Source organism: Dactylosporangium salmoneum (assembly GCF_039532525.1).
Lineage (GTDB): Bacteria > Actinomycetota > Actinomycetes > Mycobacteriales > Micromonosporaceae > Dactylosporangium > Dactylosporangium salmoneum.
The window spans coordinates 121,716-143,013 of sequence record NZ_BAAARV010000088.1 but is presented as its reverse complement, the minus strand read 5'-3'; the positions used below and the strand labels follow the sequence as shown (position 1 = coordinate 143,013).

Here is a 21,298-nt window from a genome sequence, read left to right as displayed (position 1 = left end):
CGGACTTATCTACTGTCGGGTATAAGTCCGAAAAATCCTGCCACGAATTGGCGGGATTTTTCGTGCAAAAGCCAGCAGGCCTCCGCAATCCACATCAGCCGACATGTCGCGCCCTCGCCACGGTCGCCAATCCGCACAGGCTCATCGCCGCGACGCCGGACGCGGCCGTCATCAACACGCGACCCACGTTGGGTCTCGTCGCCGTCGCACCAGCTCGCCCATACACCGGCGCGGACCCTGACCGCGGCCGCAACACCCCACCCCGCCGCACAGCCGAGCCACCCGACCAGCAGCACCAGAAGCAGCCGCGACCGTAACCACTCACCCGCCGCAGCACCGAACCCGCCCGGTCACCGACGCCAGGACCTCACCGCGGCCGACCAGGACCTCACCGCGGCCGAAAGGCCCCACCCGTCGCAGCGCCGCGCCAGCCCGATCGCTGAGGCGAGGGCGCACCTGCGGTCGTCACACTCACCCGCTGTCGGACGAGGTGGGCCGGCCAGCGGCGCCAGAGCACAGCCGCCGCGGTGATGAGGCGGTCCCGTCAGCGCCACCGGAGCGCAGGCCGCTGTCGCGCTGAGGCGGACCGATCAGCGGGCGCCAGAGCACAGCCGCCGCGGTGATGAGGCGATCCCGTCAGCGGCACCAGAGCGCAGCCCGCCGTCGCAATGAGGCGGACCGATCACCGGCGCCGGAGCGCACAGAGCGCAGCCCGCCGTCGCGCCTAGGCGGGTCGGTCAGCGGCGTCGGAGCGCCGCGGCCGCGGTGGGAAGGCAGGCAGTCAGCGGTGCGGGGCGTAGCCGCGGTCGTAGCCGTCGTGGTCGCCCGGGCCGTAGCCGCCGCGTTGACCGTACGCGGGCGGGGGCGGGCCCTGGGAGAAGCCCCTCGGGGACTGCTGGTCGTAGCCGGCCGACGGGCCGTAGCCGCCGCGGTCCGGGCCGCCGCCATAGACGCCACCGCCGGGGCCGCCCCGATCGCCGCGGTCGCCGCGGTCCGAGCCACCGCCACCGCCGCCGCCGCCGTAGACGTTGCCGCCGCCGTACACGTTGTCGCCGCGGTCTGGGCCGCCGCGGCCGCCGCCGTAGACGTTGCCGCCGCCGTACACGTTGTCGCCGCGGTCTGGGCCGCCGCGGCCGCCGCCGTAGACGTTGTCGCCGCCGCGGTCCGGGCCGCCGCCGTAGACGTTGCCGCCGCCCGGCCCGCCGCGGTCCGAGCCACCACCGCCGCCGCCTCCACCGCCGCCGCCGTAGACATTGCCGCCGCCCGGCCCGCCGCGGTCCGAGCCGCCACCGCCGCCTCCGTAGGCGTTGCCGCCGCCCGGGCCGCCCCGGTCGTCGCGGTCGTCGCGGTCCGAGCCGTAGACGTTGCCGCCGCCGTAGACGTTGTCGCCGCGGTCCGGGCCGCCGCCGTAGACATTGCCGCCCGGGCCGCCGCGGTCGGGGCCGCCGGCGCCGTAGGCGTTGCCGGGCGAGCCCACCGAGGCGAGGTCGTCGTCGCGCATCGAGCCGGTGGTCAGGCCGGCGGCGCGGCGGGCCGCCCGGGAGCGGCGGATGCCGACCACGCCGGTGATGACCAGGGCCAGGCCGACCAGGCCGATGGCGCCCACCGCGTAGGTGATGTCCTGCAGGGTCAGGGACTTCAGGAAGGACTGGTCGGACTTCTTGGCCGGGTCGGCCTTCGTGGAGTCGCCGGCGCCGCCCGCCGTGACCGTCGACGGCGTGTACTTCAGCAGGGGCGGCGTCTTCTTCGAGGACTCCTGGTCGGAGGCGGTGATGAAGAACTTGCCGTCCGGCGTGTAGGTGATGGCCTCGCCCTGGGCCTCGTTGGGCAGCGGGGTGATGCGCGGCTTGCCCGTCGTGATGGCCTTCACCACGTCGCCGCCCGCCACGTCGAACTCGTAGGCGTCGGAGTAGGTGCGGACCACGACCTTCGAGCCGTCCGGGGACCCCGCGGCGCCGGTCACCAGCTTCCAGCCGAGCAGGCCCAGCGGGTTGGGGGTCTTGGTCTCCTGGGCGGTGAAGGTGCCGACCTTCTTGAGCTTCACCACGTTCTTGTCGACGTTGGGCACGAGCGGGCCCTCGGGGACGTACACCTCGCTCGGCGGGGTCTTCGTGATGATCACCGGCAGGCCGTCGCCGTTGATGAGGAGGGCCTCGGCGTCGTGCTTCTTGCCGTCGGGATACGCCATCCGGTTGATCGTGGGCGCCTTGGCGCCCTGCGCCATGGTCCAGATGGCCACCGTCGCGCGCGGGGTGTCGGAGCCGCCGCTGCTCGCGTCGTTGTCGCCGATGTCGGCGATGTACAGCGTCCCGTCCTTGTCGATCGCGGCGTCTTCGGGGTCGATCGGCGGGCTCGGGTAGTCGATGGTCTTGATCAGTTTGCAGGAGCTGTCGAGCTGGAAGATCCGGGGCTTGGCCGGCCGCGGCTGGCTGTCCTGGATCGCGTAGTAGCCGCCCTCGATGGCCACCAGGCCCGAGATCTCGCTGACTTCCTTGCCGTTCGGGGTGCACACGGTGGTGCCCGCGCCCGCGGGGGCCGAGGCTCCGGCCGACGGCGCGTGCGCCGCGGCCGGAGCCGACACGCTCGCCGACACACAGATCACCGCAGCCGCACTGAGCACCACCCGGAGTCGCATGCCCGCAAGTCTGGCAGAGCCGGACCGGAATTGGGGGTGCCCGGCCCGGCTGTCACTCGCGGTGATCGGGCAGCGCAACGCTGCGTAGTCAGACGACGAAGGGCGCGAGCTCGGCCGCGAGGCCCTCGGTAACGCGGGCCTTCAGGCGGGTGCCCTCGGCCAGGTGGGAGGTCTCGAGCACCTCGCCGATCGAGTGCACGCGGGCCACCAGGTCGCCCCGCTCGTACGGCACCACCGCCGTCAGCTCCAGCGGCGGCCACGGCAGCTTGCGCTCGACCGCGCTCCGGACGTCGTCGAGGCCGGCCCCGGTGCGGGCGGAGGCGAAGACCGCTTCCGGCCACAGCCGCTTGAGCCGCAGCTGCGTCTCCTCGTCGGCCGCGTCGAGCTTGTTGATGACGAGCAGCTCCGGCACGGCGTCGGCGCCGACCTCGGCGAGCACCTCGCGGACGGCCCGGACCTGGGCCTCGGGGTCCGGGTGCGAACCGTCGACGACGTGCAGTACTAGGTCTGCCTCGGCAACTTCCTCCAAGGTCGACCGGAAGGCCTCGACGAGCTGGTGGGGCAGGTGACGGACGAACCCGACGGTGTCCGACAGCGTGTAGACCCGCCCGTCGGCCGCCCGGGCCCGCCGCGTGGTGGTGTCCAGGGTGGCGAACAGCGCGTCCTCCACCAGGACGCCGGCCCCGGTCAGCCGGTTGAGCAGGCTGGACTTGCCGGCGTTGGTGTAGCCGGCGATCGCCACGGCCGGCACCCGGTTGCGCCGCCGCGTGGCCCGCTTGGTGTCGCGGATGGTGGCCATGGCGGCGATCTCCCGCTTGAGCCGCGCGATCCGGGTGCGGATGCGCCGGCGGTCGATCTCCAGCTTGGTCTCACCGGGGCCGCGCAGGCCCACGCCGCCGTTGCCGCTGGCCGAGCCACCGGCCTGGCGGCTGAGCGCCTCGCCCCAGCCTCGCAGACGCGGCAGGAAGTACTGCAGCTGCGCCAGCTCGACCTGGGCCTTGCCCTCCTTGCTCTTGGCGTGCTGGGCGAAGATGTCCAGGATCAGCGCCGTGCGGTCGATGACCTTGACGTTGACCTGCGACTCCAGCGTGCGCAGCTGCGACGGGGAGAGCTCGCCGTCGCAGATGACGGTGTCGGCGCCGCTGCTGTGCACCACGGCCCGCAGCTCGTCGACCTTGCCCCGGCCGATGAAGGTGGACGGGTCGGGCCGGCCGCGGCGCTGGATGAGGCCGTCGAGCACCTGGCTGCCGGCCGTCTCGGCGAGCGCCGCCAGCTCGGTCAGCGAGTTCTCGGCGTCGGTGACGGTGCCTTCGGTCCAGACCCCGACCAGCACCACGCGCTCGAGGCGCAGCTGGCGGTACTCGACCTCGGTGATGTCGGCGAGTTCGGTGGACAGCCCGGCGACGCGGCGCAGGGCATGACGCTCCTCAAGGGCGAGATCTCCGTCGTCGAAGACCTCGTCCGCGTCGAACTCGTCTGCGGAATAGGTCGTCTGTGCGCGCAAGATGATCTCCTCCGTGAGCGGATAACCCGTCAATCCTGACACCTCGAGGGCGCGACGGCACTTGATATCCACACCCCGGCGCCAGGCCGGGGCTACGCGGAGGGTGAGAATGGGCTGGTGACACCTGCCACACACAGACTACCCAGCGCCGGGTTCTCCCTCACTATCCGCGTTTCCGTCGTCGCCGACGCCTCCGCGATCGGCCGCCTTACAACTGCCGTCGGCGAGGCCGGGGGGATCGTCACGGCCGTCGACGTCGTCGACTCCGACAACCTGAACGTCGTGGTCGACCTCACCTGCGACACCGCCGACTCCGCGCACGCCGAACTGGTCGTGGCCTGCCTGGAGAAGCTCGACGGGGTCGACGTTCGCAAGGTCTCGGACCGCACGTTCCTGCTGCACCTCGGCGGCAAGATCGAGGTCGCGCCGAAGGTTGCCCTGCGCAACCGCGACGAGCTGTCCCGCGCCTACACCCCGGGCGTGGCCCGGGTGTGCCTGGCCATCGCCGAAAACCCCGACGACGCCCGCCGGCTCACGATCAAGCGCAACACGGTCGCCGTGGTCACCGACGGCTCGGCCGTGCTCGGGCTGGGCAACATCGGGCCGTACGCCGCCATGCCCGTCATGGAGGGCAAGGCCGCCCTGTTCAAGCGCTTCGGCGGGGTGGACGCCTGGCCGGTCGTGCTCGACACGCAGAACACCGAGGAGATCATCGCGATCGTCAAGGCGATCGCCCCGGCCTACGGCGGGATCAACCTCGAGGACATCGCCGCCCCGCGCTGCTTCGAGATCGAGGAGCGGCTGCGCGAGCAGCTGGACATCCCGGTGTTCCACGACGACCAGCACGGCACCGCGATCTGCGTGCTGGCCGCCCTCACCAACGCCCTGCGGGTGGTCGGCAAGCCGATCAGCAAGGTCCGGGTCGTGGTCAGCGGGGCCGGCGCGGCGGGCACCGCGATCATCAAGCTGCTGCTGCGCCAGGGCGTCGGCGACGTCATCGCCACCGACCGGCCCGGCGCGCTGCACCGGGGCATGACCGGGCTGTCGGGCAGCTGGCAGTGGCTGGTCGAGAACACCAACAAGGCCGACTACCGCGGCGACCTGCGGGGCGCGGTCGCCGGCGCCGACGTCTTCATCGGGGTGAGCGCGCCCAACCTGCTCACCGGCGCCGACATCGCCACGATGGCGCCCGACTCGATCGTGTTCGCCCTGGCCAACCCCGACCCGGAGGTCGACCCGCGGGAGGCCCGCGAGCACGCCGCGATCGTCGCGACCGGCCGCTCCGACCAGCCGAACCAGATCAACAACGTGCTCGCGTTCCCGGGCGTGTTCCGCGGCATGCTCGACGCCCAGGCCCGCGAGTTCACCGACGCGATGGCCCTGGCCGCCGCGCGGGCGATCGCCGACACCGTCGGCGAGGACAAGCTCAACCCGACGGTGATCGTGCCGAGCGTGTTCGACGCCCGGGTGGCCCCGGCGGTCGCCGCCGCCGTGCGGGCCGCGGCGAAGGGACCGCAGCTCGACTCGACCCCGGACGGCGTCGTCGCGGAGGCTCAGGAGTAGGTCGGCGCCAGCTGGCGGATGGCCTGCGCGTCGACGTCGCCGTGCGCGACGACGACCGCAGGCCCCCGCAGCAGGCACTCGGTCGGCGTCGACGTCACGGTCAGCCGGCCGCCGGGCAGGTCGATCACGACCACGCCGCTGTCCAGGCCCGCGTGGTACAGGGCGACCGCGGCCACCGCGCAGGCGCCGGAGCCGCACGACTGGGTCTCGCCGGAGCCGCGCTCGTAGACGCGCATCCGCCGGTACAGGTCGGAGCCGGTCGGGGCCGGGCCCGCCGCGGCGAACTCGATGTTCACCCCGGCCGGGAAGATCAGCGGGTCGACCGCCGGCGCGCGGGTCAGGTCGAGCCCCTCCAGGGTCGGCTCGTCGACCGCGCAGACCAGGTGCGGGTTGCCCACGTCCACCGCCGTGCCGATGAAGCTCGCGCCGAACGAGTCGGCCTCGCTCTGCACGTAGACCCGCGGCACCGGCATCCCGGCCGTGATCTCCTCACCCATGGTGACCGGCACCACGCCCGCGCGGGTGACCAGGTCGAACGAGCCCTCGGGGTCGACCAGGCCGGCCTCGGCGAGGTACCGCGCGTAGACCCGCACCCCGTTGCCGCACATCTCCGACTGCGAGCCGTCGGCGTTCCAGTAGTCCATGAACCACTCGGCGCCGGCCGCGGACGCCTCGGCCTCCGGGTGGGCCGCGCTGCGCACCACGCGCAGCACGCCGTCGGCGCCGATGCCGCGGCGCCGGTCGCACAGGGCGGCGACGAGGGCCGGGGTCAGCGGCAGGGTGCCGTCCGGGTCGGGCAGGATGACGAAGTCGTTGCCCGTGCCGTGGCCTTTCGCGAAGCGCATGGCGTCAATCTTGCCGCACGGCCCGCAGCGCCGCCGCCGTGATGTCCGCCGCCGCGCCGTCGAGCCATGTGATCCGCCCGTCCCGGCGGAACCAGGAGCGCTGCCGGCGCACGAACCGCCGGGTGGCGCGCACGGTCTCGGCCCGGGCCTCCTCCTCGGAGCACAGCCCGTCGAGTTGGTTCAGGATCTGGCGGTACCCCAGCGCGCCCCCGGCCGTGCGACCGTCCCGCAGCCCGTGGGCGGCCAGCGCGCGCACCTCCTCGACGAGGCCCGCCGCCCACATCGCGTCGACCCGGGCCGCGATCCGCTCGTCGAGGACGGCCGTGTCCACGTCGACACCGAGCTGCAGCGCGTCGTACACCGGCCGCGGCGGCGGCAGCTGGGCCGTGAACGCGGTGCCGGTCAGCGCGTTGACCTCCAGGGCGCGCACGATCCGCCGCCCGTTGCTGGGCAGGATGCGCCCGGCCGCGACCGGGTCGGCCGCCTGCAGCCGGGCGTACAGCGGCGCCGGCCCGACCTCGGCCAGCTCCCGCTCCAGCTCGGCCCGCAGGCCCGGGTCGGTGCCCGGGAAGTCGAAGTCCTCCAGGACGGCCCGCACGTACAGGCCGGAGCCGCCGACGAGCAGCGGCACCCCGCCCCGGGCGGCGATGTCGTCGATGGCCCCGCGGGCTAGCCGCTGGTAGACGGCCACGCTGGCCGGCTCGGTGACGTCCCAGATGTCCAGGACGTGGTGGGGCACGCCGCGGCGCTCGGCCGGGGTGAGCTTCGCGGTGCCGATGTCCATCCCGCGGTACAGCTGCATGGAGTCGGCGTTGACGACCTCCCCGCCGAGCTCCTCGGCCAGCCGCAGGCTCAGGGCCGACTTGCCCGCGGCGGTGGGCCCGACGATCGCGATGACGCGGTTCATGCGGCGATGTTCATTCGGTGGTAGCCAAACGTTCACTCCACGTGGCGACGAAGTAGCCGACACCGTACGGGGCCGCGTCGTACAGCAGCTCACCGGCCATCTGGCGGTCGGCCGCCCCGGCCAGCACCTGCCACGGCGCCCGGCCCGCGGCCCACAGGTCCGCCGCCGTCCCCGGGTCGACCGCGGCCAGCGCGCCCGCGTCGGCCCCGGCCAGGGCGGACGCGACGGCGGCGTCGAAGCCTTCGGCCCGCTCGTCGAAGAAGCCGGGAGCCTTCTCGGTACGGCACGCAGACCCGTCGCCGAGCACCAGCAGGGCGACCCGATCGGCCTCGCCGGCCAGCTCCCGGCCCAGGTCGGCGCACTGCTGCGGGGTCGCGTCGGCGGCCACGCTCTGGAAGCTTCCGGCCCCCGGGGCGAGCCACGCCCCGATGAGCAGGCTCAGCGGGAGCGGCTCCCCCGAAGGATCACCCACCGGCAGATCGATGCCCCACGGGGACAGGGTTCCCCCGAACGGCGCGGCACGGCGTACCGTTCTCGTATCGGAACCGACGACGATGAGCGAGTCGACCGAGGCATTCGCCAGGTGCGCCACGGCGGCGCGGCAGGCAGCCCGCAGGTCGTCCAGCTCGCCTGCCGCCCCGGCGGCCACCTCCGGCACGAGTAGTGGTGGATGTGGACAGACCGCGGCGGCGACGAGTGACACGGCCTAACGTTATCGGGGACGGTCTCTGCGCGGCCGTTCGACCCGTGAATGGCACCGGAATGGTCACGGTTCGGCCGCAGGCACTCGACCGGCCCCGGGGCACACCTGTGAGAATGCCCTGGGGAACTTTGCTGTGCGATGGCGGCGTGACGGTGGGATACCCGATCCTACGGGCGCCGGGAGCGAGGATGGGCTGATGAGCGACCCTACGGAGTTTGGACGGATCGACGCCGACGGCAATGTCTTCGTGAAGACGGCCGCAGGTGAGCGCCCCATTGGGTCATGGCAGGCGGGCACGCCCGAGGAAGGTCTGGCCCATTTCGCCCGCCGGTATGCCGACCTGGTGACCGAGGTCGACCTGATCGAGGCCCGCCTCGGCAGTGGCGCCGCGGATGCCGGCCAGTCACTTTCCACCATCCGGCGCCTGCGCAGCGGCCTCGACGAGGCCCACGTGGTCGGCGACATCGACGGGCTCTCCGCGCGCCTCGACAAGCTTGTCCTGGTCGCCGAGGAGAAGGCCGGCGCCGCCCGGGCCGCCCGCGACGCGGCCCGCGCCGAGTCGCTCGCCCGCAAGACCACCCTGGTCGAGGAGGCCGAGGTCATCGCGGCCGAGGCGACCGGCTGGAAGACGGCCGGCGACCGGCTCAAGGAGATCCTCGACGAGTGGAAGTCGATCCACGGCGTCGAGAAGAAGGCCGAGAGCGAGCTGTGGAAGCGCTACGCCGCCGCGCGCGACGCCTTCACCCGCCGCCGCGGGGCCCACTTCGCCACCCTTGACGCCAACCGCAAGCAGGCGCAGGGCCGCAAGGAGGAACTCGTCGTCGAGGCCGAGCAGCTGTCCGAGTCCACCGAGTGGAACGCGACCGCGGCCCGGCTCAAGGAGCTCATGACCGAGTGGAAGGCCGCCCCGCGCGCCGCGAAGGACACGGAGCAGAAGCTCTGGGAGCGCTTCCGGGGTGCTCAGGACGCCTTCTTCAAGCGGCGCAGCGAGGTATTCTCGGCGCGGGATGCCGAGTTCAAGGGCAACCTCGAGCGCAAGCAGGAGCTGCTCACCCAGGCCGAGGCCCTCGACGTCGACGCCGACCCGAAGGGCGCCCAGAACAAGCTGCGCGAGATCCAGGGCACCTGGCACGACGTCGGGCGCGTCCCGCGCGAGGCCCAGGCCGGCCTGGACCGGCGGCTGCGCTCCGTCGAGGACAAGGTCAAGGCGGCCATGGACGCCGCCTGGCGGCGCACCCCGCCGGAGGCCAGCCCCCTGCTGGGCCAGATGCGCGAGCAGGTGGCCCGGGCCGAGCAGCAGCTGGCCAGCGCCCAGGCCGCCGGCGACCAGCGGCGCATCAAGGAGGCCGAGAAGGCCCTGGAGTCGAAGCGCAAGTTCCTGGCGATGGCCGAGCACACCAGCTGACGGACTTCTCAGGTGACGGGCCCTGACCCGTCCGACATAGAAAGTTGACCACTACACGCCGCGTGCGTGTAGTGGTCAACGCTATGTAGGCCAGAAATCCGCGGCATCACGCTGAGCGCGCACCCCGGTACTGTCAGCAGTGGGAGGCGGGCTGCGCGGGCGGGGTGCCGATCGTCGGCATGCCCAGCTTCACGCCCGGGGTGCGGGTCACCTGGCCCGACTCCCAGGCGTCGCCGGCCCGCGTGCGGCGGTGCGAGACGATCGGCCCGTCGGCGTTGAGGTGGTGCGGCGCCGCATACGTGACGGTCGTGTGCACGATGTCGCCCGGCCGGATGCCGGCGGCGGGATCGGCCGCGAAGTGCACCAGCCGGCCGTCCCGGGCCCGGCCCGAGAGCCGCCCGGTGGCAGTGTCCTTGCGCCCCTCGCCCACGGCGGCGAGCACCTCGAGCGTCGAGCCGACCAGCCTCTTGTTCTCCGCCCAGCTGATCTCCTCCAGCGTGGCGATGAGCCGGTCGTAGCGCTCCTGCACCACGGCCTTCGGCACCTGCTCGTCCATCGTGGCGGCCGGGGTGCCGGGGCGCTTGGAGTACTGGAACGTGAAGGCGCTGGAGTAGCGGGCCGCGCGGACCACCTCGAGGGTCTGCTCGAAGTCGGCGTCCGTCTCGCCCGGGAAGCCGACGATGATGTCGGTGGTGATGGCGGCGTCCGGCATCGCGGCGCGGACCTTGTCGATGATCCCGAGGTACTTCTCCGAACGGTACGACCGGCGCATCGCGCGCAGGACCGTGTCGGAGCCCGACTGCAGCGGCATGTGCAGCGAGTGGCAGACGTTCGGCGTCTCGGCCATCGCGGCGATCACGTCGTCGGTGAAGTCCTTCGGGTGCGGGCTGGTGAAGCGCACCCGCTCCAGGCCGTCGACGTCGCCGCAGGCGCGCAGGAGCTTGCCGAAGGCGTAGCGGTCGCCGAACTCGACGCCGTAGGAGTTCACGTTCTGGCCCAGCAGGGTCACCTCGAGCACGCCCTCGGCGGCCAGCGCGCGCACCTCGGCCAGGATGTCGCCGGGCCGGCGGTCCTTCTCCTTGCCGCGCAGGGCCGGCACGATGCAGAACGTGCACGTGTTGTTGCAGCCGACGGAGATCGACACCCAGCCGGCGTAGGTCGACTCGCGGCGGGTCGGCAGCGTGGACGGGAACACCTCGAGCGACTCGAGGATCTCCACCTCGGCGGCGGCGTTGTGCCGGGCCCGCTCCAGCAGCACCGGCAGCGAGCCGATGTTGTGGGTGCCGAAGACCACGTCCACCCAGGGCGCCTTCTTCACGATGTCGCCGCGGTCCTTCTGGGCCAGGCAGCCGCCGACGGCGATCTGCATGCCCGGGTGGGCGAGCTTCGTGGGACGCAGGTGGCCGAGGTTGCCGTACAGCCGGTTGTCGGCGTTCTCCCGCACCGCGCACGTGTTGAACACGACCACGTCGGGCTCGCCGTCGCCGGCCGCCGGCACGTAGCCGGCCTCCTCCAGCAGCCCGGAGATGCGCTCGGAGTCGTGCGCGTTCATCTGGCAGCCGTAGGTGATCACGCGGAAGGTACGGGTCTCAGTCATGGCACCGGAAATACTAGCCCCCCACGTGCTCACCGGCCGTATCCACGAGCCCCGGCAGCGCCACGTCCGCGGCCTCGCCGGGCGGGAAGAGCGGCGTGACGGCGACGTAGCCGTCCAGCAGCCACCCGTCGTCGCTGCCCGGCTCGGCGACCTCGCCGACCTGCTCCAGGGACATGCGCACGAAGCCCTCGCCCTGCTCGCGCAGCGTCATCTGGACCATGCCGAACTCGGCCAGGTGGGCCCGCCGGATGCCGCGCAGGTCCCCGGCCGGGACGTCGGGCACGTTGACGTTGAGCGCGAACGGGCCGGTGAGCAACGGCATCAGGTCGACGGCGACCTCGGCGGCGGTGGCCCAGTGCGGCTCGCCGCCGGGGGCCGCGTCGAGCGAGACCGCCATCGCCGGGCAGCCGTTGGCCACGGCCGTGAGCGCGGCGCCGACCGTGCCGGAGTGCAGCACCGCGGCGCCGGTGTTGGGGCCCCGGTTGACGCCGGACAGCACGAGGTCGGGCGGCGGCCCGAAGGCGCCCCGGGTGGCCAGCAGGACGATGAAGGCCGGCGTCGCCGAAACCGCGAACCCCGCGGTCGTACCGCGGACAGCCTCCCGCATCGCGATGTGCCCACCGGCCTCGACGGCCAGCAGCGCGGCGCTCGACCCGCTGGACTCCTCGGCCGGGGCGGCCACCACGACGTCGTGCCCGGCGGCGGACGCCGCCTCGGCCAGCGCGTGCAGGCCGGGGCTGTCGATGCCGTCGTCGTTGGTCACCAGGATCCGCATGCAGCCATGTTGCCCAATGCGCGCGGCGACCAATAGCGGATGTCGCCCGAACTGCTCGAACCCGGTCTGCCGGCCACACGTCGGGGCAAATCCCCTGTCGTTATCGGCCCGTGACCACTACGCAGCAGATCATGGCCCTTTGCCTCGCTAACGTCGTTCGCACCGGAGAGGGAGACGGGCATCGTCTATGCAGTGGGGCGGAAAATGACGGACCAGCCATTGATCGTGCTCAGCGGCGTGAACAAGTGGTTCGGCGAGCTGCACGTGTTGCGCGACATCAACCTGTCGATCGGGCGGGGCGAGGTCGTCGTGGTGATCGGGCCGTCCGGCTCCGGCAAGTCGACGCTGTGCCGGGCCATCAACCGGCTCGAGCCGATCAGCCAGGGCGAGATCGTGTTCGACGGCGTCCGGCTGCCCGAGGAGGGCCGGCCGCTGGCCCGCCTGCGCAGCGAGGTCGGCATGGTGTTCCAGTCGTTCAACCTGTTCGCGCACAAGACCGTGCTCGAGAACGTGATGCTCGGGCCGGTCAAGGTACGCAAGGAGAAGCCCGCGGTCGTCCGCGAGCGGGCGATGGGCCTGCTGGAGCGGGTCGGCATCGCGAAGCAGGCGGACAAGTACCCGGCGCAGATGTCCGGCGGGCAGCAGCAGCGTGCGGCGATCGCGCGCGCCCTGGCCATGCAGCCCAAGGCGATGCTCTTCGACGAGCCCACGAGCGCGCTCGACCCGGAGATGGTCGGCGAGGTGCTCGACGTGATGACCACCCTGGCCGGCGAGGGCATGACGATGGTCGTCGTCACCCACGAGATGGGCTTCGCCCGGCACGCGGCCAACCGGGTCGTGTTCATGGCGGACGGCCAACTGGTCGAGGAGGCCTCCCCGGCGGAGTTCTTCGCCAACCCGCGCTCGGACCGGGCCAAGGACTTCCTGTCCAAGATCCTGACCCACTGAAGTCAGACTTTTCGCACACCTCGGTACACGAATAGGCGCACCGACCCCGGTGCGCCGGCCCGGCCGCCGGCCCCACACCGGACGGCCATGAGGTTCTGGAAGGAGCACCGCACATCATGCGTATCACGCGAATTGCGGCCATGACAGCCGCCGTCGCCACGCTTTCGCTCGGCCTCGCCGCTTGCGGCAAGGAGGGCCCCCCGACCCCGGAGACCCCCGCGGGCTCGGCCGGCGCGCCGCAGGCGGCCAGCGACGCGTGCACCTCGTCGGGCACGTCGTTCACGCCGGCCAGCGGCGTCGAGATCGCCGGCAGCCCGACGTTCGAGAAGATCAAGTCGGCCGGCAAGGTCGTCATCGGCGTCAAGTTCGACCAGCCGAACCTCGGCTACAAGGACGCCTCGGGCAAGCGCTGCGGCTTCGACATCGAGATCGCCCAGCTGATCGCGTCGAAGCTGGGCATCGACCCGGCGAAGATCGAGTACAAGGAGGTCGCCTCGGCCAACCGCGAGACGGCCATCAAGGGCGGCGAGGTCGACTACTACGTCGGCACCTACTCGATCACCGACAAGCGCAAGGCCGACGTCTCGTTCGCCGGCCCGTACTTCATCGCCGCGCAGGACCTGCTGGTGCGCAAGGACGACTCGTCCATCACCGGCGCGGACAAGCTGCAGGGCAAGAAGGTCTGCTCCGCCACCGGCTCGACGCCGATCCAGCGGGTGCGCGACCAGAAGCTCACCGACGCCGGCAACATCGTGGAGTTCAAGACCTACTCCGAGTGCGTCTCCCAGCTGATCGACAAGAAGGTCGACGCCGTCACCACCGACGACGCGATCCTCAAGGGCTACGCGGCGCAGAACCCGAGCATGCTCAAGGTCGTCGGCAACCCGTTCACCGACCCGGCGACCGGCAAGCCGTACCCGGAGAAGTACGGCATCGGCCTGGCCCACGACGACAAGGCGCTGCGCGACTTCGTCAACGCCGCGCTGGAGAAGGCCGAGCAGGACGGCACGTGGCAGAAGATCTACGACGGCACGCTGGGCAAGTCCGGCTCGTCGGCCACAGCTCCGGCCCTCGAGAAGTACTGACCTGACACGGGACGCCGCCCTGCACCTGGGGCGGCGTCCCTTCCATTGAAACCGTCTTGCGATGGGCAGCGGATGAACGAGTTTCTTCATGTCCTCACGGACAACTGGGACGTCATCGGGTCGCACTTCCTGGCCACGATCGAGCTGTTCCTGATCGCCGGGGTGTGTTCGCTGGTCCTCGGCACCCTGCTGACCGCGATGCGCGTCTCGCCGGTCCCGGCCCTGCGGGGCTTCGGCACCAGCTACGTGCTGCTGCTGCGCAACTGCCCGCTGACGCTGGTCTTCGCGCTGCTGGTCTTCGCGGTGCCGAAGCTCGACGTCGACATCGACTACTTCCCCAGCGCCTGCGTGGCGCTGACCGCCTACACCAGCGCCTTCGTCTGTGAGGCGCTGCGCGCGGGCATCAACACGGTGCCGGTCGGGCAGGCCGAGGCGGCCCGCGCGCTGGGCATGACCTTCGCCCAGGTGCTGGGCAACGTCGTGCTGCCGCAGGCCTTCCGCACGGTGGTCCCGCCGATGATCAGTGTCTTCAACGCGATGCTGAAGAACACCACGATCGCGGCCGGCTTCTCGGTCGCCGAGGCGGGCGCGATCCAGTGGTACCTGTCCGAGCGCGGCGAGAACCAGATCTACGTACTGCTGTGGGTCACGATCGGGTTCCTGATCCTGGTGGCGCCGCTGGTCGTCACGCAGCGGATGCTGGAGCGGCGCTGGGGGGTCGCGCGATGAGCAACGTCCTGTACGACATGCCCGGGCCGAAGGCGCGGCTGCGCAACCGGATCCTCGGCGGCGTGAGCATTGTCGGGATCGTGGCGCTGCTGGCGTACATCGTCATGCGCTTCAACGACACCGGCCAGTTCGACTCCATCAAGTGGCAGCAGTTCGAGTACGCCGCCATCCAGCAGCAACTGGTCGACGGCTACCTCACCACGCTGCGCACGGCCGGCACCGCGGCGGTCCTGGCGCTGGCGCTCGGCGCCCTGCTGGCCGTGGCCCGCCTGAGCGACCACGCCTACTTCCGGGCCCCGGCCTCGTTCCTCGTGGAGCTGTTCCGGGCCATCCCGCTGCTCGTGCTCATCTTCTTCGCCTACTACGGGCCGATCCAGCTGGGCTACAAGGTCGGGCCGTTCTGGCCGCTGGTGATCGGTCTCACGATCTACAACGGCTCGGTGCTGGCCGAGATCTTCCGGGCCGGCATCCTCGCGGTGGCCAAGGGCCAGGCCGAGGCGGCGTACGCGCTGGGCATGCGCAAGACCCAGGTGATGTGGTCGATCCTGCTGCCGCAGGCGGTCCGGGCCATGCTGCCGGCCATCGTCAGCCAGCTCGTGGTGCTGCTCAAGGACACGGCGCTGGGCTTCATCATCCAGCTGCCGGAGCTGCTGTACGTCGGCAAGCAGATCGGCGGACGGCTGCCCTTCGGCCTGCCGTACGTCCCGAGCTACCTCGTCGTCGCCGCGATCTACATCACCACGTGCGGCCTGCTGTCCTGGCTCGCCTTCTGGCTGCAGAAGCGGCTGACCCGCGGCCCCAGGCGCAAGACCACGGTGGCCACCGTGCCGGTCCTGGACACGGGCGCCGGGACCGGCAGCACGCCAAGCGCTTGAGGCCGATTGGCAAGCTTGCGCCCGATGCGTACGCTGCGCGAGTGGCGGACACGGGCTTCAGGCTGGGCATCGATTTCGGCACCTCGAACACGGTCGCCGTCCTGCGGTGGCCGGACGGGCGTACCAAGCCCCTGCTCTTCGACGGATCTCCTCTGCTGCCGTCGGCGGTGTACGTCAACGCCGACGGCAGCATCCTGACCGGCCGGGACGCGGTCCACTCCGCGCGGCTGCAGCCGCACCGGTTCGAGCCCTACCCGAAGCGCCGGATCGAGGAGGGCGTCGTCTGGCTCGGCGAGCGGGACGTCCCCGTCGGCGAGCTCGTGACGAGCGTGCTGCGCCGGGTGGCGGCCGAGGCCGAGCGGGTCGCCGGGGCCAAGCCGGCCAACGTGATGATCACCCACCCGGCGGCCTGGCCGCCCCAGCGGCGCCAGACGCTCACCCAGGCGGCCGTCGCCGCAGGGCTCCCGGCGCCGCTGCTGTCCTCCGAGCCGGTCGCCGCGGCCTCGTACTTCGTCTCCACCGTCGGCACCCACGTGCCCGTCGGCGGCATCGCGGTCGTCTACGACTTCGGCGCCGGCACGTTCGACGCGAGCGTGGTGCGCCGCAACGCCGGCGGCGGCTTCGACGTGCTGGCCAGCGAGGGCCTCCCCGACGCCGGCGGCCTGGACGTCGACGCGGCCGTGGTCGCCTACCTGGGCCGGCACTTCGTCGGCCGCGAGGGCGACTACTGGCAGCGGCTCACCAACCCGGAGACCGAGGCCGACCGGCGGGCCGCCTGGCAGCTGTGGGAGGACGCCCGGCTGGCCAAGGAGATGCTGAGCCGGGCCGCCACCACGTACGTCCACGTGCCCCTCTTCGACGAGAGCGTGCCGATCGGCCGCGAGCAGCTGGAGCAGCTGGCCCGCCCGATCCTCGACCGCACGGTCACGGCGACGCAGATCGCGGTGTCCGCGTCGGCGCTTGGCGAGCGCCCGGTGTCGGCCCTGTTCCTGGTCGGCGGGTCGAGCCGGATCCCGCTCGCGGCCACGCTGCTGCACCGGGCCATGGGGCTGGCCCCGACCGCGATCGAGCAGCCCGAGCTGGTCGTCGCCGAGGGCGCCCTGCACCTGGCCCCGCTGACCGGGCGCGCCGCGGTGGCCGGGGCGGCCGGCGGCCCCTCGTCGCCGATCTCGGGCGCGCCGGCGTCGGGCGGCTCGCCGGGCAACGCGCCCGTCTCGGCCGCGCCGGTGTCCGGGCAGCCCGTGTCGGGGCAGCCGGTCTCGGGGCAGCCGGTCTCGCCGGCGTTCACGATGCCGGAGGAGTCGCCGCACCTGCCGCCGCTGCTGCAGACCGGCTCGATGCCGGTGGTGCCGTCGCAGCCGACCTCGCCCTACGCGGCCGGTCCGGTGACGCCGCCGCCCGCGCAGCGGCCCGCCGGGTTCCCGCCGCAGCAGCGGCCGCCGGTCGCCCAGCCGATGCAGCCCGTCGCGCAGCCGATGCAGCCGGTCGCCCAGCCGATGCAGCCCGTCGCGCCGCCCGTGGCCCGGCCGGCGCAGCCTGTCGCCCAGCCCGTTGGCTACGCGCAGCAGCCGGTGACCGGGGTGCCGGCGAGCCCGGCTCCGGCCTGGACGCCGGCTCCCGCGGTACCGGAGCGGAGAAAAGGACGCGGAGGACTCATCGCGGCCATCGGCGGGGGCACGCTCGCCCTGCTGCTGGTGGTCGGCGGCATCGTCTGGGCGGTCACCCGCAACGGCGACGACAACGGCGGGGGCGGGGGCGGCACCCCGTCCGGCAACCCCGTAGCGGCCGCGTCCCCGGCCTGCGGCCACAAGATCGGCTTCCTCGGCCCGACCGGCGCCGACTACAGCGACGGCGTCATGATGCGCAACAGCGTGAAGCTCGCCATCGACGACTTCAACGCCAAGAACCCGACCTGCCACGTCGACTTCAAGGAGTTCGACACCGCGGACACCGAGGAAGGCGCGAAGACCAAGGCGCAGCAGGCCATCGACGACCCCGAGGTCATCGGCCTGGTCGGCCCGATGTACGAGACGGAGATCCTGGCCGCCGGCAGCCTCCTGGACAAGGCGAACCTGCCGATGATCACGCCCTTCGCCGCCGACGACAAGCTCGCCACGAGGGGCTGGGCCACGTTCCACCGGGTGATCGCCTCCGACACGGAGCAGGCCCGGGCCGGCGCCCGCTACCTGAAGAACACGCTGAAGGCCAAGAAGACCGCCATCGTGTACGACGACTCGGACTTCGGCACCATCGGCCGCCAGCAGGTCTCCAACGAGCTGGGCAGCGCCACCGGCACGACGGTCTCGATCCGCGAGGCGGACACGGACCTCACCTCGGCGGCCAAGACCGTGGCCGACTCCAAGCCCGACGCGGTCTACTTCGCCGGCCAGTCCGACGACGGCATCGTCTTCATGAAGGCGCTGCGGGCCGTGGCCCCCAGCCTGCCGGTGGTCGGCGCGGACAAGCTCTTCACCGTGGACTTCGTGACCAAGACCAGCGGCAAGGCCGAGGGCGTGATCGTGACCTGCCCGTGCGTCCCGTCGCTCGACGCGGGGGCCGACTTCGCCGTGAAGTACCGGGGCGCCTACAACCAGGCGTCCAGCTACTACGGCCCGGAGGCCTACGACGCCGCGGGCGTGTACCTGGCCGGCTTCATGGCGGGCAAGGGCACCCGCGACGAGATGATGAAGTTCATGGCCACCTACGACGGCAAGGGCGCCGCGACCGGGCGGCAGATCAAGTTCGACGGCAGCGGGAACCTGTCCGCCGCCGACCCGGTGATCTGGGCCTACAAGGTGCAGGGCCAGTACATGGCCAAGGACTCGGTCATCGGCGTCTGATCCGCATCGCGCGAGGGCCCGTCCCCCCGAGGGGCGGGCCCTCGCTGCGGGTTCGCCCCCTTCTCCTGCCGGATCGGCCAGGCGCGACCTCGGGTCCGATATCCCCATTAGGGGGCAAGGTAGCTCGAACGCGATATGTCGGGCGCTCCGCGCCACGACATGTCGGACTTATACCCCGTCGGGCCATAAGTCCGATAAGTCGTGGCGCGCCAGCGCCCGACTTATCGGACGATCTTGGCACCGCGGAGCTGGCAGGGAGGCCCCCCAGGGCCGACCGTTGTCTGACGGGAGCAACGGTCCCTGGTTGCACGGACCGGAGCCAGGAAAGGGCTCTTAACGAGCGATCTCCGTAACCCTGGACTCCCGCACGACGGTGACGCGGATCTGGCCCGGGTAGGTCAGCTCCTCCTCGATCTGCTTCGCCACGTCGCGCGCCAGGACCGCGGCGCCGATGTCGTCGACGTCGTCCGGGCGGACCATGACCCGGATCTCGCGGCCGGCCTGCATGGCGAAGACCTTCTCGACGCCCGACTTCCCGCCGGCGATCTCCTCGATGCGCTCGAGGCGCTTGACGTACGCCTCCAGGCTCTCCCGCCGCGCCCCCGGGCGGCCGCCGGAGCAGGCGTCCGAGGCCTGGGTGAGGACCGCCTCGATGGTCTGCGGCAGCACCTCGTTGTGGTGCGCCTCGATCGCGTGGACGACCTCGTCGTGCTCGCCGTACTTGCGGGCGACGTCGGCGCCGATCAGCGCGTGGCTGCCCTCCACCTCGTGGGTGAGCGCCTTGCCGATGTCGTGCAGGAACGCGCAGCGCTTGATGAGCGCGGGGTCGAGGCGCAGCTCGGCGGCCATGATGCCGGCGATGTGCGCGGTCTCGACGAGGTGCTTGAGGACGTTCTGGCCATAGGACGTGCGGTACCGCAGCCGCCCCAGCAGCGTCATCAGCTCGGGGTGCAGGTCGGTGATGCCGACCTCGACCAGGGCGTCCTCGGCGGCCCGGTTGCACAGCCGCTCGACCTCGTGCTTGGCCTGCTCGAAGACCTCCTCGATGCGGTGCGGGTGGATGCGCCCGTCGAGCACCAGCTTCTCGAGGGTCAGGCGGCCGATCTCGCGCCGCACCGGGTCGAAGCAGGACAGCAGCACCGCCTCTGGCGTGTCGTCGATGATCAGGTTGACCCCGGTCGTCGACTCGAACGCGCGGATGTTGCGCCCCTCGCGGCCGATGATCCGGCCCTTCATCTCGTCGCTGGGCAGGTGCAGGACGCTGACCACGCTCTCCGCGGTCTGCTCGCTGGCGACCCGCTGGATGGCGTCGACGACGATGTGCCGGGCCCGCTGCTCGGCGGTGTTGCGCGCGTCGTTCTCGATGTCCCGCACGAGCAGCGCCGCCTCGCGCTTGGCCTGCGCCTCGATCCCCTCGACGACCTCGACCCGGGCCGCGTCGGCGGTCAGCCCGGCGATACGCTCGAGCTCCTCGCGGTGGCGCTCCTCTCCCTCGGAGAGCTCGCCCTCCCTCCGGGTGAAGGACGCTTCGCGTTCCAAAAGATCCGATTCGGTACCGCTGATTCGCCGGTCCCGCTCCGCCAGCCGCTCGGCCTCCTCGGCCAGCAGCCGCTCCCGCTCGTCGAGCCGGCGCTGCCGGCGCTCCGCGTCCTGCGACTGCTCCTTCGCCACCGCCGTGAGCTGGTTGACCTCGCGCTCCCCGGCCCGCCGGGCGGCCGCGCGGGCCTGCTCGGCGTCGGTCTCGGCCTGCCGGTGCGCGCGCTCCAGCAGCGAGTCGGCCTCGGCCCGAGCCCCGTCGAGGATCCGCCGCGCCTCCGACCGCGCCGCGCTCGCCTCCGCCTTGGCCGCCGCCGCCTCGGTTCGCGCCGCGGCGGCTGCCGCCCGCGCCTCGTCGACGGCCGCTGTGGCGTCCTCGGCCGCGGTACGCAGCGACGCCAGCGAGTGCTCCTGCCGGTCCTTCTCGGCAAGGAAGGCGGGATCGTCTCCGGCCGGCACGGCGGCGGGCACGCCTGTCCCGAGCCGCCGGATCGCCTTCAGCGCGACCCCGAGCGCCACCACCACGACGACGATGAGCGCGATCATCGCCACCGTCAGCGCGATCTGAAACCCGGTCACGCCGCCACCTCACAGGCTGCCGCACGGTGCCCGCCCGCCCGGTACCCAGCCGACGCTCTGTTCACAACCACCGCCCTGTTCGCACGGGCGGTCCCGCCCCCGATTGCCACAGTACTTGGACCGGCGGCCCGGGTTAGCCGCTCGACCTCGAACCCGCGCACCTGTTCCGCAGCGGGGAAGCGTGCTCCCTCGCCGTCGTCGCCGTCCGGGTCCGGCGCCGTCCCGGCCCCGCCGTGGCGCCCCCGCCCAGCGGCGGCACCCACCCCTGTCAGGCCGCCGGGGCTTTCGGATTCGCAGAGGATGACACGGGCGCACTCCGTCACGACGTCACCTCGCTCCGCTCAGGCGCCGCGCATCCTGCGACGGCGGGTGGTGTGGAGGAGACGCCCGACCATGGCAAATCAAGAAGTATCGATATCGAGGCCTAGGGAGCCCCGCTGCTAGGTCGCCACTAGCGCCGACACCTCCCGCAAGGTGTGGCGCTCATATCCGCTATGAACGTTGGTAAGTGTTGCTGATCTGTGATGCGATCTATGTTGTGCGGTAAACCCGCGGTGGTTGGGCGGTCTCCATCTGGTAACGCCGAGGCTAGGTCGTGAAGGGCGCTTCGGTCAAGGACTCATGATCGGGCACCATACGGGACGTACGTCCGTCAAGTACCCTCGCCTGCCAAAACAGCCCAGCGGCAACATTTGGGCGGATGTTTCCGGCATGTCGGTCGCGGTCTCGCTCCCACGTTCAACAGCCCGTGACCCCGGGATCGACGCAGTGC

General features: G+C 72.0%; 15 protein-coding genes. 7 read left to right on the top strand and 8 right to left on the bottom strand.

The window, feature by feature from the left end; translation table 11 throughout:
• Positions 1 to 781: 781 nt before the first annotated feature.
• Entirely contained in the window at positions 782 to 2,635 is a 1,854-nt protein-coding gene (locus tag ABD352_RS44860) for a hypothetical protein (RefSeq protein WP_344618709.1), read from the bottom strand.
• Between the two features lie 88 nt (positions 2,636 to 2,723).
• Positions 2,724 to 4,139: a GTPase HflX gene (gene hflX, locus ABD352_RS44855; RefSeq protein ID WP_344618708.1), complete on the bottom strand. Its 1,416-nt coding sequence runs from the start codon at positions 4,137 to 4,139 to the stop codon at positions 2,724 to 2,726.
• A gap of 117 nt (positions 4,140 to 4,256) precedes the next feature.
• Between hflX and ABD352_RS44850 the strand changes: the two genes are divergently transcribed.
• Positions 4,257 to 5,702: an NAD-dependent malic enzyme gene (locus ABD352_RS44850; protein WP_425553914.1), complete on the top strand. Its 1,446-nt coding sequence runs from the start codon at positions 4,257 to 4,259 to the stop codon at positions 5,700 to 5,702.
• On the opposite strand, the gene dapF is transcribed toward ABD352_RS44850, so the two are convergent.
• From dapF to ABD352_RS44835, 3 genes are read right to left on the bottom strand one after another with little or no spacing between them, the layout of a single operon-like run.
• Positions 5,693 to 6,547, bottom strand: coding sequence for a diaminopimelate epimerase (gene dapF, locus ABD352_RS44845; RefSeq protein ID WP_344618707.1), 855 nt, complete (start codon positions 6,545 to 6,547; stop codon positions 5,693 to 5,695). The two genes, ABD352_RS44850 and dapF, sit on opposite strands and share 10 nt — an antisense overlap.
• Before the next feature lie 4 nt (positions 6,548 to 6,551).
• Positions 6,552 to 7,454: a tRNA (adenosine(37)-N6)-dimethylallyltransferase MiaA gene (gene miaA, locus ABD352_RS44840; protein ID WP_344618706.1), complete on the bottom strand. Its 903-nt coding sequence runs from the start codon at positions 7,452 to 7,454 to the stop codon at positions 6,552 to 6,554.
• Between the two features lie 10 nt (positions 7,455 to 7,464).
• On the bottom strand, positions 7,465 to 8,157 hold the full coding sequence (locus tag ABD352_RS44835) for a class III extradiol dioxygenase subunit B-like domain-containing protein (protein ID WP_344618705.1): 693 nt from the start codon (positions 8,155 to 8,157) through the stop codon (positions 7,465 to 7,467).
• Positions 8,158 to 8,353: 196 nt separating this feature from the next.
• Here ABD352_RS44835 and ABD352_RS44830 point away from each other — a divergent pair, with 196 nt between their 5' ends.
• Positions 8,354 to 9,562, top strand: coding sequence for a DUF349 domain-containing protein (locus ABD352_RS44830; protein WP_344618704.1), 1,209 nt, complete (start codon positions 8,354 to 8,356; stop codon positions 9,560 to 9,562).
• Positions 9,563 to 9,695: 133 nt separating this feature from the next.
• Here ABD352_RS44830 and miaB read toward each other — a convergent pair whose 3' ends face one another.
• Both miaB and surE read right to left on the bottom strand, forming a co-directional pair.
• Positions 9,696 to 11,159, bottom strand: coding sequence for a tRNA (N6-isopentenyl adenosine(37)-C2)-methylthiotransferase MiaB (gene miaB / locus ABD352_RS44825; RefSeq protein WP_344618703.1), 1,464 nt, complete (start codon positions 11,157 to 11,159; stop codon positions 9,696 to 9,698).
• Between the two features lie 13 nt (positions 11,160 to 11,172).
• Positions 11,173 to 11,934 (bottom strand): 5'/3'-nucleotidase SurE, encoded by a 762-nt coding sequence (gene surE / locus ABD352_RS44820; protein WP_344618702.1) that lies wholly within the window; start codon positions 11,932 to 11,934, stop codon positions 11,173 to 11,175.
• A gap of 204 nt (positions 11,935 to 12,138) precedes the next feature.
• On the opposite strand from surE, the gene ABD352_RS44815 reads away from it, so the two are divergent.
• From ABD352_RS44815 to ABD352_RS44795, 5 genes are all read left to right on the top strand, one after another.
• Positions 12,139 to 12,882, top strand: a complete 744-nt coding sequence (locus ABD352_RS44815) for an amino acid ABC transporter ATP-binding protein (RefSeq protein ID WP_344618701.1) — start codon at positions 12,139 to 12,141, stop codon at positions 12,880 to 12,882.
• Positions 12,883 to 12,998: 116 nt separating this feature from the next.
• Positions 12,999 to 13,967: a glutamate ABC transporter substrate-binding protein gene (locus ABD352_RS44810; RefSeq protein ID WP_344618700.1), complete on the top strand. Its 969-nt coding sequence runs from the start codon at positions 12,999 to 13,001 to the stop codon at positions 13,965 to 13,967.
• A gap of 72 nt (positions 13,968 to 14,039) precedes the next feature.
• Positions 14,040 to 14,696 (top strand): amino acid ABC transporter permease, encoded by a 657-nt coding sequence (locus ABD352_RS44805; RefSeq protein ID WP_344618699.1) that lies wholly within the window; start codon positions 14,040 to 14,042, stop codon positions 14,694 to 14,696.
• Complete coding sequence (locus ABD352_RS44800; protein WP_344618698.1) at positions 14,693 to 15,571, top strand: amino acid ABC transporter permease; 879 nt, start codon at positions 14,693 to 14,695, stop codon at positions 15,569 to 15,571. The genes ABD352_RS44805 and ABD352_RS44800 overlap by 4 nt, the downstream gene beginning before the upstream one ends.
• A gap of 41 nt (positions 15,572 to 15,612) precedes the next feature.
• On the top strand, positions 15,613 to 18,411 hold the full coding sequence (locus ABD352_RS44795; protein ID WP_344618697.1) for an ABC transporter substrate-binding protein: 2,799 nt from the start codon (positions 15,613 to 15,615) through the stop codon (positions 18,409 to 18,411).
• A 333-nt stretch (positions 18,412 to 18,744) separates the two neighbouring features.
• Here the strand turns inward: ABD352_RS44795 and rny are convergent, their stop codons facing one another.
• Positions 18,745 to 20,493, bottom strand: coding sequence for a ribonuclease Y (gene rny / locus ABD352_RS44790; RefSeq protein WP_425553919.1), 1,749 nt, complete (start codon positions 20,491 to 20,493; stop codon positions 18,745 to 18,747).
• Between the last annotated feature and the right edge of the window lie 805 nt (positions 20,494 to 21,298).